Origin of the sequence: Pseudomonas sp. FP2254 (assembly GCF_030687695.1) — a bacterium.
In the GTDB taxonomy this organism is placed as follows: domain Bacteria; phylum Pseudomonadota; class Gammaproteobacteria; order Pseudomonadales; family Pseudomonadaceae; genus Aquipseudomonas; species Aquipseudomonas quebecensis.
On record NZ_CP117444.1, the window covers coordinates 5,557,865 to 5,570,513 of the forward strand.

9 protein-coding genes are annotated in these 12,649 nt (G+C 61.2%); 4 read left to right on the forward strand and 5 right to left on the reverse strand.

The genetic code is table 11. From position 1 onward, the window contains the following. Nucleotides 1-42: 42 nt before the first annotated feature. Nucleotides 43-1,458, reverse strand: coding sequence for an acetyl-CoA carboxylase biotin carboxylase subunit (locus PSH94_RS25660; protein WP_034101546.1), 1,416 nt, complete (start codon nucleotides 1,456-1,458; stop codon nucleotides 43-45). Nucleotides 1,459-1,653: 195 nt separating this feature from the next. Between PSH94_RS25660 and PSH94_RS25665 the strand changes: the two genes are divergently transcribed. Next, nucleotides 1,654-2,628, forward strand: a complete 975-nt coding sequence (locus PSH94_RS25665; RefSeq protein ID WP_181077630.1) for a LysR family transcriptional regulator — start codon at nucleotides 1,654-1,656, stop codon at nucleotides 2,626-2,628. On the opposite strand, the gene PSH94_RS25670 is transcribed toward PSH94_RS25665, so the two are convergent. From PSH94_RS25670 to PSH94_RS25680, 3 genes are all read right to left on the reverse strand, one after another. After that, nucleotides 2,558-2,755, reverse strand: a complete 198-nt coding sequence (locus tag PSH94_RS25670; protein ID WP_253509817.1) for a PA3496 family putative envelope integrity protein — start codon at nucleotides 2,753-2,755, stop codon at nucleotides 2,558-2,560. The two genes, PSH94_RS25665 and PSH94_RS25670, sit on opposite strands and share 71 nt — an antisense overlap. A 149-nt stretch (nucleotides 2,756-2,904) precedes the next feature. Continuing rightward, a complete protein-coding gene (hexR, locus tag PSH94_RS25675; RefSeq protein WP_003177007.1) occupies nucleotides 2,905-3,771 on the reverse strand; it encodes a transcriptional regulator HexR in 867 nt (288 codons plus the stop codon). 162 nt (nucleotides 3,772-3,933) lie between these two features. Beyond that, entirely contained in the window at nucleotides 3,934-6,807 is a 2,874-nt protein-coding gene (locus PSH94_RS25680) for an EAL domain-containing protein (protein ID WP_181077628.1), read from the reverse strand. 268 nt (nucleotides 6,808-7,075) lie between these two features. Between PSH94_RS25680 and uvrD the strand changes: the two genes are divergently transcribed. The 3 genes from uvrD (at nucleotide 7,076) to PSH94_RS25695 (ending at nucleotide 10,839) form a co-directional block, all read left to right on the forward strand. Then, complete coding sequence (gene uvrD, locus PSH94_RS25685) at nucleotides 7,076-9,259, forward strand: DNA helicase II (protein WP_181077627.1); 2,184 nt, start codon at nucleotides 7,076-7,078, stop codon at nucleotides 9,257-9,259. 171 nt (nucleotides 9,260-9,430) lie between these two features. Next, nucleotides 9,431-10,297, forward strand: a complete 867-nt coding sequence (locus PSH94_RS25690) for a Tim44 domain-containing protein (protein WP_034101550.1) — start codon at nucleotides 9,431-9,433, stop codon at nucleotides 10,295-10,297. Between the two features lie 134 nt (nucleotides 10,298-10,431). Then, nucleotides 10,432-10,839, forward strand: coding sequence for an SMI1/KNR4 family protein (locus PSH94_RS25695; RefSeq protein WP_181077625.1), 408 nt, complete (start codon nucleotides 10,432-10,434; stop codon nucleotides 10,837-10,839). 13 nt (nucleotides 10,840-10,852) lie between these two features. Here PSH94_RS25695 and PSH94_RS25700 read toward each other — a convergent pair whose 3' ends face one another. After that, nucleotides 10,853-12,616: a cation:proton antiporter gene (locus PSH94_RS25700; RefSeq protein ID WP_181077624.1), complete on the reverse strand. Its 1,764-nt coding sequence runs from the start codon at nucleotides 12,614-12,616 to the stop codon at nucleotides 10,853-10,855. Nucleotides 12,617-12,649 lie beyond the last annotated feature (33 nt).

A 12,649-nucleotide genomic window follows, 5' to 3' on the forward strand; every position in this document is an offset into this window, starting at 1 on the left:
CTTTTACTTGCAGCTTGCCGCTTGCAACTTGCCGCTGTTTATTCATAAACCCGCATGCGCGGCGATGGCGGCGGCGATGGCCAGGGCCAGCTCTTCGGGTTTGCGCTTGATCGAGTAGTTGGTCAGCTCAGGGTGGCTTTCCACAAAACTGGTGTTGAACTGGCCGCTGCGGAATTCCGGGTTGCGCAGGATTTCCTGGTAGTAGGCGGCGGTGGTCTTCACGCCTTGCAGGCGCATGTCGTCCAAGGCACGCAGGCCGCGGTCCATGGCTTCTTCCCAGGTCAACGCCCAGACCACCAGTTTCAAGCACATGGAGTCGTAGAACGGCGGGATCGTGTAACCGGTGTAGATCGCCGTGTCGGTGCGCACGCCGGGGCCGCCGGGCGCGTAGTAACGGGTGATCTTGCCGAAGCTTGGGAGGAAGTTGTTCTTCGGGTCTTCGGCGTTGATGCGAAACTGCAACGCAAAGCCACGGTGTTGGATGTCTTCCTGCTTCACCGACAGCGGCAGGCCCGAGGCGATGCGGATCTGCTCACGGACGATGTCGATCCCGGTGATTTCTTCGGTGATGGTGTGTTCCACCTGCACCCGGGTGTTCATCTCCATGAAGTACACCTCGCCCTCGGCGAGCAGGAACTCCACGGTGCCGGCATTCTCGTAGCCCACGGCCTTGGCCGCGCGCACCGACAGGTCGCCGATGTAAGCGCGCTGTTCGGGGGTCAGCTGTGGGCTGGGGGCAATCTCGATCAGCTTTTGGTTGCGACGCTGAATCGAGCAATCGCGCTCGAACAAATGCACTACGTTGCCAAAGCTGTCACCGAGGATCTGCGCCTCGATGTGTTTGGGGTTGACGATGCATTTTTCCAGAAACACTTCCGCCGAACCAAAGGCCTTGGTGGCTTCGGAGATCACGCGCGGGAAGGCTTGTTCGAGTTCTTCGCGGCTGTTGCAGCGGCGGATACCGCGACCGCCGCCACCGGACGTGGCCTTGAGCATCACCGGGTAACCGATGCGGTCGCCTTCGGTGAGCGCTTCGTGGATGTCGGCCACGTTGCCTTCGGTGCCGGGGGTGACCGGCACGCCGGCTTTGATCATGCTGCGGCGCGCTTCGGTCTTGTCGCCCATGCGGCGGATCACTTCAGCGGCGGGACCGATGAACTTGATCCCACGTTCGGCGCAGATGTCCGCCAATTCGGCATTTTCCGACAGGAAGCCGTAGCCGGGGTGCAGCGCATCGCAACCGGTTTCCACCGCCAGGTTCACCAGCTTGCGCGGGTTGAGATAGCCGGCCAGGGGCTCGGCGCCGATGCTGTGGGCTTCGTCGGCCCGTTTGACGTGCAACGCGTGGCGGTCGGCATCGGAATAGACCGCGACCGAACGGATACCCATCTCGGCGCACGCACGCACGATGCGGACGGCAATTTCACCGCGGTTGGCGATCAGGATCTTTTTTATCACTTGGAAATTCCCTTGAGCCGATTGCTGCGTTCTTCGACCCGCTGGAGCCGGGTCGGCGCGTGACCAAATGTTTCAGGCCAGTCGCGAGACACACACTAAGCTGCGCAAGGGATTAACAAAAATCAATAATTATTGGGTCGTGCATAAGTAAAGACTTATAGTTGGCCGGACGGCCTCGGAGGTGGAGACAAAATTATGCGTAAGTCATTGATGCGACTGACATTACGTCAGCTGCAGATATTCCACGAGGTGTGCGATTTGCGCTCTTACAGCCGCGCGGCCGAGGAAATGTCACTCACGCAACCGGCGGTCAGCCTGCAAATCCGCCAGCTCGAAGAGCTGATCGGCCAGCCGCTGTTCGAGTATGTCGGCAAAAAACTCTATATGACCGAGGCCGCCGAAGCCCTGCAACGGGCCAGTCGCGATATCTTCGGGCGCCTGGAAAACCTCGATATGCAGCTGTCGGACATGCAAGGCTCGCTGCAAGGCCAGTTGAAGCTGGCGGTGGAGTCCAGCGCCAAGTACTTCGTGCCGCACCTGTTCGCCGCCTTCAAGCGCCAGCACCCGGAGGTGCAACTGCAATTGACCGTGGTCAACCGCGCCCAGGTGATCCGCCGCCTCTCGGACAACCGGGACGACCTGGTGATCATGTCCATGGTGCCTCAGGACATGGGCCTGGAGTTCCTGCCCTTCCTCAACAACCCCATCGTCGCGGTGGCGCTGCCGGACCATCCGTTGAGCCTGCAAGGGCCGCTGCGCCTGCAGGACCTGGAGCCCTACACGTTGCTGCTGCGCGAACCCGGTTCGGGTACGCGGCTGGCGTGCGAAGAGTATTTCAAGGAAAAACGCGTGCACTTCACCCAGACGGTGGAAGTGGCGTCGGCCGAAGCCCAGCGTGAATGCGTCGCGGCCGGCCTGGGCATCGCCCTGTTGACGCGCCACGCCTTGAACCTGGAACTGGCCACCGGCGGGCTCAAGGAGCTGCCGGTGGAAGAACTGCCGCTGTTGCGCAGCTGGTGCCTGGTGCAGGCCAAGGCCAAGCGCCTGTCACCGGTGGCCCATGCGTTTCTGGGCTTTATCCGCAGCGAACGACAGCAGATCAGCGCCCTGGCTGAGCGCTTCGCTGGGCGGCCGCGGGTGCCTGCCAATGAAGCTCCGGATAGTCACTGATGCTCTGGAGCAACTGGCGCTCCTCACAACGGTCTTCGATTGCGCGACGGAACGCCATGCGGCGCTGGTCTTCCTGCTGACGACGGGTCTTTACGGCGCTGTTGCTGTCTTCGTAGGGACGTGCCATTTGGAATCTCCCAATGCAAGTGCGGGGAGCTCAGAATGGGCGCGAGGGATGACGGGGCGATGACAGCCTGATGAAGATTCTGGACATACAGGAGCATCCCAATGTGGGAGGAAGCTTGCCCCTCCCACACTGGGATGTATGTACAGTGTTCAGTCGTCGAGGGCTTTGACGGACTTGGGTGACAGACGCAGGCTGCGCAAGCTGCGCTTCACGCTCTTGAGGTGATTGACCAGGCTCGGGCCACGGGCCATGGCTACGCCCATCGCCAGCACATCGATCACCACCAGATGGGCGATCCGCGAGGTCAACGGGGTGTAGATCTCGGTGTCTTCGTGCACGTCGATAGCCAGGTTGACCGTGGACAACTCCGCCAATGGCGTCTGGCTCGGGCACAGGGTGATCAACGACGCGCCACTTTCACGCACCAGGTTGGCGGTGATCAGCAAGTCCTTGGAGCGGCCCGACTGGGAAATGCAGATCGCCACGTCGGTTGGCTTCAAGGTCACGGCCGACATCGCTTGCATATGCGGATCGCTGTAGGCCGCCGCCGTGAGCAGCAGACGGAAGAATTTGTGCTGGGCATCGGCCGCTACCGCACCGGAGGCGCCGAAGCCGTAGAATTCCACACGCTGAGCCTGGGACATGGCTGTCACGGCTTTCTGCAGTTCCACCGGATCAAGCTTTTCGCGCACTTCCATCAGGGTGTGCAAGGTGGTGTCGAAAATTTTGAGGCTGTAGTCGGCGACGGAATCGTCTTCGTGGATCGCGAACTGGCCAAAACTGGCGCCGGCGGCCAGGCTCTGGGCCAGCTTGAGTTTCAGATCCTGGAACCCGGAGCAACCGATGGCGCGGCAAAAACGCACGATGGTCGGCTCGCTGATGCCCACGCTGTGGGCCAGGTCGGCCATGGAACTGTGCATCACGGCCGCAGGGTCAAGCAGCACGTGATCGGCAACCTTGAGTTCCGATTTGCGTAACAGGTGGCGCGACTGGGCGATATGTTGCAACAGGTTCAAAGGGCAGGACTCTTGTTATTGGCAGGGCCAGGGGATGTAGCAAGCTTGTAGTTATACTACAAGAATTGCCGTTTTGCCCGTCCAACGCATCACTAAATCGCCCTGCTGCCCTGTGATTCAAAGGGCACACACTTTGTAGCCACACGGGCGCGGTCGGCGTCGCTAAGATAAATCCGCATTTCCCCGCAACAAATCCGCGAGCCCGTCGGCTGGCATCGGCCGGCTGATCAGGTAGCCCTGCACCTCGTCACATTGCTCGGCGCGCAGAAAATCCAGCTGTTGTTGATCTTCCACACCTTCGGCCACCACCTTGAGCGCCAACCCGTGCGCCATGGCGATGATCGCTCGGGTAATGGCCGCGTCTTCACGACCTTGGCCCAGCCCGCGAATGAATGTTTGATCGATCTTCACGTAATCCACCGGGATACGCTTGAGATAACTGAGGGACGAATACCCGGTGCCGAAATCGTCGATCGCCAGCTTCACCCCCAGGTCTCGCAGTTGCTGGAAGGTCGCGATGATCGGTTCGACGCTGTCGAGCAGTTGGCTTTCGGTCAGTTCCAGCTCCAGGTATTGCGGGTCCAGGCCGGTCTCCTCCAAGACCTGACGCACCAGGCTGACCAGCTTGCCCTGACGCAATTGATGCACCGACAGGTTCACCGACACTCGGATCGGCGCCAGCCCCTGGCGTTGCCATTCGCAGGCCTGCCGGCAGGCTTGGCGCAACACGAACTCGCCCAGCGGCACGATCAGGCCGGTCTCTTCGGCCAGGCCGATAAATTCGCTGGGTGGCACCATGCCCCACTGCGGATGTTCCCAACGGATCAGCGCCTCCGCAGCATTAAGCTTGCCGGTGGCCAGGCATAACTTGGGCTGGTAGAACACGCTGAGCTGGTGTTCGTCGATGGCCTTGCGCAGATGGTTTTCCAGCTGCAGGCGCTCCAGCGTGCTGGCTTGCAGGCTGTCGGTATAGAACTGGAAGTTATTGCCGCCCAGGTGCTTGGCATGCTGCATGGCCATGTTGGATTGACTGACCAGCGCGGAAATTTCCCGCGCATTGTCCGGCAACAGGCTGACACCCATCGACGCACTGACCACCAGTTCATGCCCGTCCACCGTGACCGGCACACGCAGCTTGGCCAGCAATCGCGTGGCCACCCGCGCCAGGCTCGACAAACTGCCGTAGGCATCGAACAACACCGCAAATTCATCCCCGGACAACCGCGCAATGGTGTCGGCTTCGGGCAGTGCATTGATCAAGCGCCGGGCCATCTTCTGCAGCAACTGGTCAGCCACTTCATGCCCCAGGCTGTCATTGAGCAGTTTGAAGCGATCCAGGTTGATGTGCAGCAGCGCCAGGCTGCGGCCCCCCTGGCGCACGCGCTGATGGGCCTCGCGCAGGCGCTCGCGGAACAGCGAACGGTTGGCCAGGCCGGTCAACTCATCGTAATGGGTGAGGTAGCGCATACGCTCTTCGGACTCGCGCCGCGCCGACAGATCAGCGAAGAACCCCACAATGTGGCTGACATTTCCTCGCACATCACGCACAACGTTCAATTGCAGCCACTGCGGGTAGAGTTCGCCATTCTTGCGCGTTTCAACCAGCTCGCCCTGCCAGGTGCCATGATTGAGCAGCGCCTGGCGGATCATCGGAAAATGACGCCGCGCATCGCGGCTGCTGGGCAACTCCACGACATTACGACCCAGCATGTCGTCGCGCTCGAAACCGGTGACGCGGCTGAAGGCCTGGTTGACCGCAATCAGCTTATAGTCCGGATCGAGAATCACGATGCCTTCGCTGGCAGCCTCGAAGACGGTCGACGCCAGGCGCTGCTGCTCTTCCAGGGCTTTGCCGGCGCTGATATCGCGGCGTGTGCCGAGCATACGGGTCACACGCCCACCGCGCCCGTGTTCAACCGCGCGGCCACGGTCTTCGATCCAGACCCAGTGACCGTCGCCGTGCCGCACCCGGTATTCCACCTGGTAGTCCTCGCTGCGTCCTTTGAGATGCTCCACCAGTGCGCGCTTGAGCAGCGGCAAGTCGTCGGGATGCAGGCGCGGCTTGAGGTGGCTGAGCATAGCGGTGACGCATTCAGGCTCCAGGCCGAACAGCTCTTTGATTTGAGTGTGGTGCACCTCGTCGGTTTGCAGGTTCCAGTCCCACAACCCCAACTCACTGGCCTGCAGCGCCATGGCCAGGCGGGCTTCGCTTTTATTCAGGGCCTGGCTGGCGAGGTCCAGCTCCTGGCTGCGCTGCGCCACGCGATCCTGCAGGCCGACCTGCACATCGCGCAGCTCCTGCTCGACCTGGCGCCGTTGCTCGACTTCACGCACCAGCTCGTGATTCAACTGCTCACTGCGCTGCTGCGCCCGCTGCAGATGCTCGATCAGCGCCTGATTCTGAAAACGGCGCAATAACCCGCGCTGGATCAAGCGATTGACCTGCCACGCCACCAGGCTCAAGGACGCCAGCAGAATCAGGCCCAACACCCCCCAACCTTGTTGCTGCGGCTCGCCATTCCAGAACAGATAGACGATGGAAGGCACCAGGCAGGGCAAGGCAAATGACAGAAATGCGGGAAAACTCACGGCATACGCCACGCTGGCCGACAAGGTGGCCGCGCCGATCAGCCCAAACACCCAGGCCTGTTGCATGAAGCTGTTGACCGGCGCCAGGGCGATGGCGGCAGTCGCCAACGTCAGGCCACTGACCGCCGAACCGAGCATGAACATGCGCCGCCACACCGGCTGGGCCTGGCGGCTGGGCATGGCCGAATCGAACGCCGCCACTTGGATCACGCGCAGTGCCACCAGCGCCAGCAGCCAGACCAGCCAGATGCTGTCGAGCAAATATTGCGCAGGGGTCCACAGCAACCAGGCGCAGACCATCCCGTTGACCAACATCAGCAGAGTCGGCAGCAACGAGCCCTGATACAGCAGACGCGTGCGCTCGACTGCCAGCTCGGTGGCGTACTGTTTGTGGATAACCTGCGCGGGCATCGCCGAAGGGCCGGGCAGATCGGTGCTGAGGGTCATAGGCAGTGTTCTTATAATGGTGAGCCCGAAACGTCGACGGAGCATACACAAGCAAGCGCTGCGGCCAAACTGCTCCACGTCATAAAAACCTCACGGCCGCGCCACGCAAACCTGTGGGCCAGACGGCTTGAGCGAGACACCGCGCGGGCTGCACTGCCTGACTTACCGGTCATCCGCCGCACCCGTGCACGGCGTGCGCCGAACGTTTTGCGTTGACCGCCCGGCATTGGCATTTGCCCCACTCTGCTGGGAGCCATAGAATGCGCCGATGCGCGATGATCTCTCTCTTTTGCTTAATTCCCTCAACGATGCCCAACGCCAGGCCGTAGCCGCCCCCGTTGGCCGTCAGTTGGTCCTGGCCGGTGCTGGCTCCGGTAAAACCCGAGTGCTGGTGCACCGTATCGCCTGGTTGATCCAGGTCGAAAACGCGTCCCCGCATTCCATCCTGTCGGTGACCTTCACCAACAAGGCGGCCGCCGAGATGCGCCACCGCATCGAACAGCTGATGGGTATCAGCCCGGCCGGCATGTGGGTCGGTACGTTCCACGGCCTGGCACACCGCCTGTTGCGTGCGCACTGGCAGGAAGCGGGCCTGAGCCAGACGTTCCAGATCCTCGACAGTGACGACCAGCAACGCCTGGTCAAGCGCGTCATTCGCGAGTTGGGCCTGGACGAACAGCGTTGGCCCGCGCGTCAGGCCCAGTGGTTCATCAACGGCCAGAAAGACGAAGGCCTGCGCCCGCAACATATCCAGGCCAGCGGCGACTTGTTCCTGGCCACCATGCGCAGCATTTATGAGGCGTACGAAGCCGCCTGCGTGCGCGCCGGCGTGATCGACTTCTCCGAACTGCTGTTGCGCGCCCTCGACCTGTGGCGCGATAACCCAGGCTTGCTGGCCCATTATCAAAAGCGCTTCCGCCACATCCTGGTGGACGAGTTCCAGGACACCAACGCCGTGCAATACGCCTGGTTGCGCCTGTTGGCCAAGGGCGGCGACAGCCTGATGGTAGTGGGCGATGACGACCAGTCGATCTACGGCTGGCGCGGCGCGAAAATCGAGAACATTTACCAGTATTCCGAGGATTTCCCGGACGCGGTGACGATTCGCCTGGAGCAGAACTACCGCTCCACTGCCGGCATTCTCAAAGCCGCCAACGCCTTGATCGCCAACAATACCGGGCGCCTGGGCAAAGAGTTGTGGACCGACGGCGGCGAAGGCGAAGCGATCAATCTGTACGCCGCCTTCAACGAACACGACGAGGCGCGCTATGTGGTGGAAACCATCGAAAGCGCCCTGAAAACCGGCCTGGCGCGCAGCGACATCGCCATCCTGTACCGCTCCAACGCCCAATCGCGGGTACTGGAAGAAGCCTTGTTGCGCGAGCGCATCCCGTATCGCATCTATGGCGGCCAGCGCTTCTTCGAACGCGCGGAAATCAAGAACGCCATGGCCTACCTGCGCTTGCTGGAAGGCCGGGGCAACGATGCGGCGCTGGAACGGGTGATCAATATTCCGGCTCGTGGCATCGGTGAGAAAACCGTTGAAGCGATCCGCGAGCACGCGCGTCACGCCGATGTGTCGATGTGGGAGGCCATGCGCCTGCTGATCGCCAACAAGGGCCTGACCGGTCGAGCGGCCGGGGCGCTGGGCGTGTTTGTCGAACTGATCGAGAACCTTGCGGCCAAGTGCGAGCAGATGCCCCTGCACTTGATGACCCAGACCGTGATCGAACAATCCGGGCTGATTGCCTACCACGAGGCGGAAAAAGGCGAGAAAGGCCAGGCCCGGGTGGAAAACCTTGAGGAACTGGTGAGCGCGGCCCGCGCCTTCGAGACCACCGAAGAAGACGAAGAGCTGACCCCGCTCGCCGCGTTCCTCGGCCACGCGTCGCTGGAAGCCGGCGATACTCAGGCCGACGAGCACGAAGACAGCATCCAGCTGATGACCCTGCACAGCGCCAAGGGCCTGGAATTCCCCTACGTGTTCCTGGTGGGCATGGAAGAAGGCCTGTTCCCGCACAAGATGAGCCTGGAAGAACCTGGCCGCCTTGAGGAAGAGCGCCGCCTGGCCTATGTCGGTATCACTCGGGCGATGCAGAACCTGGTGATGACTTACGCTGAGACCCGACGACTCTACGGCAGCGAGACCTACAACAAGGTATCGCGCTTCGTACGCGAAGTGCCGAAAGGGCTGATTCAGGAAGTGCGCTTGTCCAACAGCGTCAGTCGCCCGTTCGGCGGTGGTCAGCAACAGAATTCCAGCAACATGTTCGCCGGTTCCGAGATTCCGGAAACGCCGTTCAGCCTGGGCCAGCAGGTCAAACATGCGATCTTCGGTGAAGGCGTGATCCTCAACTTCGAAGGCGCCGGTGCCCAGGCCCGCGTGCAGGTGAACTTCGCCGAGGGCAGCAAGTGGCTGATGATGGGCTACGCCAAGCTCGAAGCGATTTGACCTGGACCAGGCAAGGCGCGGTTTGTGGTGGGTGGGCCGATATCTGTAATTAGTCCTACAGACCCTTCGGATTTCGTCCTACGCAAAAGCCCGAAACATTATGTCGCTAGCCACTGTCATTACACCTGTGCAACATGGCGCGCGTGCAATCCACAAATGGGAATTCCCTTTATGAAACGTTTTCTTAGCATCGCCATGGCGTTGTGCATCGGCCTGACGATGAGCCTCGACGCCAACGCCAAACGCTTCGGTGGTGGCAAAAGCTCGGGCGCAGCGCCCACTCACCAGACCAGCCAAATGGCCCCATCCGCCGGTGCCGGCGGTGCAGCAGCCACTGCGGGCGCAGCCGGTGCGGCTGGCGCTGCGGCCAAGGCCGGCGGCGCTTCGCGCTGGTTGGGCCCACTGGCAGGTATCGCCGCCGGTGGCCTGCTCGCCTCCATGTTTATGGGTGGCGGCTTCCAGGGCATGCAGATCTTCGACATCCTGATCCTGGCGGTCATCGCGTTCGTGATCTTCCGCTTCATCGCCGCTCGTCGCCGCAAGCAACAGGAGCACCTGGCTCCGGCCGGCGCGCCAATGCAGCGTGAAGTCTTCGAGCAGAAGCCGGCCATGGGTTCGATCTTCGGTGGTTCGGCCGCACCTGCCGCCCGTCCGGTGATTAATGCACCGGCCTGGTTCAACGAAGAACGTTTCATCGAAGCGGCCCGCAGCCACTTCCAGTCCCTGCAGCAACACTGGGACGCCAATGAAATGGACAAGATCGCCGAGTTCGTGACCCCGCAACTGCTGGAGTTCCTCAAGCGCGAACGCGCCGACCTGGGCGACGGTTTCCAGTCGACCTACATCGACGACCTGCGCGTCCAGCTTGACGGTGTGGATGACCGCGCCGACAAGACCATCGCCACCCTGACCTTCAGCGGTGTGTCGAAAACCTCGCGTTTCGACCAGGGCGAAGCGTTCAGCGAAAGCTGGAACATGGAACGTGCCCAGGGCGACAACCAGCCATGGCTGGTCGCCGGTATCCGCCAGAACGGCTGATCCGTACTCGCTTGAGCCAGCAACACCGAAACCCCGGACCTGTCCGGGGTTTTCTATTTCACGGTTGCACTTATAGCGAGCTACTGTATAAAACGCCCCTATTAACCCGCGCCATCAGCAAGAGGATCCCGGCCGTGGAAGAAATCATCGAACAACTGCGTGAAGCCAACGAACCGGTCCCGGTTCCGCTGGAACTGCCTGACGAAGACCTGCTGGTGGAAATCGAAGAACAGCTGTTCATCGACATCCCCTTTGTCTTCCGCGAGTTCCTGCTGACCGTCAGCGACGTGGTCTACGGCAGCCTGGAGCCGGTGACCGTCACCGACCCACAATCCCACACCTACCTGCCGGATGTGGCCGCCAATGCATGGGATGCCGGTGTCGATCGCAGTTTGATTCCGATCTGCCAGGACGGCGACGACTACTACTGCGTCGAGGAAGACGGCACCGTGGTGCTGTGGTCCGCTGAAGAAGAACTCATCCAGGAAGAAACCTGGGAATCGGTCTGGCACTGGGCGCGGGACGTCTGGCTGGAAAGCTGAGTCCACAGGCCCTTCAGTGCTCCGGCGTATCCTTATGGTTATCCAGCGTCTCCAACAACGCGACCTGCATGCGCGTATGCACGCGGATGAACCAGCGCCAGAGCACCGCCGCCACCGCTGCCGTGACCACCGCGATCAACACCAGCAACTTGTTGGTCGGCAGAATACTGGCCGACAACGCGGCCAGTAGCAGAAAGATCACCAGCAGCGACAGAATCGGAATCAGCTCGGCGATTACACGCCGCACACGCTGGGTATGCCGTCCAGCCATTTCCGGTGTCACGCTCATCTCCGCCAGCAGCATCGACAGCGCTTTGAGCTTGCGGTACGCCGCGATCAGGAACGGCAGCGACAACAGCAATGCGCCGCCCCAGATCAACGCCTTCTGCCAGCTGGGATCGCTGACCCAACCCTCCAGATAGCCACCGATACGGGCGGCGAAATAGCTGCCGGCCAGGAAGATTGCCACTACCAGCGCCAGGTTCACCCCAACCTGCAGGACGATCTTGCGGATCATCGCCGCCAGCATCGCACCCTCTCCCTGAGGCTGAATGCTGCGCAGCCACTCGCCATACAGACCGAACACCCGGCTCATGCGCTGGGGCATCACTGCCGCCATCTTCAATGACAACGGATCGGCACCGCGAATCAGATAGGGCGTAAGCAAGGTTGTAATCGCCGAAACCGCCACCGCCACCGGATACAGAAAGTCACTGGTCACCTGCAACGTCATCCCAAGCGCGGCAATGATGAAGGAGAACTCGCCAATCTGTGACAGTCCCATCCCCACCCGCAGCGAAGTGCGCCCATCGTTGCCTGCGATAAATGCCCCCAGGCCACAGGAGAGCATTTTGCCCAGCACCACGGCTACCGTGATCACCGCGATCGGCCAGGCGTATTGCAGCAGGATCTGGGGGTCGATCATCAGGCCGATGGCGACAAAGAAAATCGCACTGAACATGTCGCGAACCGGCTCGATCAGGCGCTCGATCTTAATCAACTGCCGCGACTCGGCCATGATCGCTCCGATCAGGAACGCGCCCAACACCATGCTGTATTCCAGCTTGACCACCAGCAGGCAAAAACCGAAGCACAGGCCCAATACGGTAATCAACAACATCTCGTTGCTTTCAAATCTGGCCACGTAGGCCAACAGCCGCGGCACCAGCAGAATGCCGATCACCAGCGCCACAATCATGAACAGTGAGAGCTTGCCGACCGTGGAAAACACCTCGCCGGAGCTGACCGTGCCGCTCACGGCAATGCTCGACAGCAGCGCGATAATGCCGATTCCGAGGATGTCTTCCACGATCAATACGCCGAAAATCAGCTGGGCGAAACGCTGGTCTTTCATCTTCAGGTCATTAAGAGCCTTGACGATGATGGTTGTGGAAGAAATGGCCAGGATCGCGCCGAGGAACAGCGAGTCCATGGTGCTCCAGTCGAACCAGCGCCCGATTTCGTAGCCGATCCAGATCATCAGGATGATTTCCAGGAACGCCGCGATAAACGCCGTGGCGCCAACCTTGAACAGCTTGCGCAGGCTGAACTCCAGGCCCAGGCAGAACATCAGGAAAATCACCCCCAGCTCGGCCAGGGTCTTGATGGTGTCTTCGTCGTGGATCAGCCCGAAGGGCGGCGTGTGCGGGCCAATAATAAACCCGGCGACGATATACCCCAGCACCACCGGCTGCTTGAGCCGATGAAACAGGACGGTCACCACCCCTGCCACCAACATGATCACAGCCAAGTCCTGAATGAAGCTGATGGCGTGCATGGCGAGGGGCTCCTTGAGGGTACCGGCAGTTTT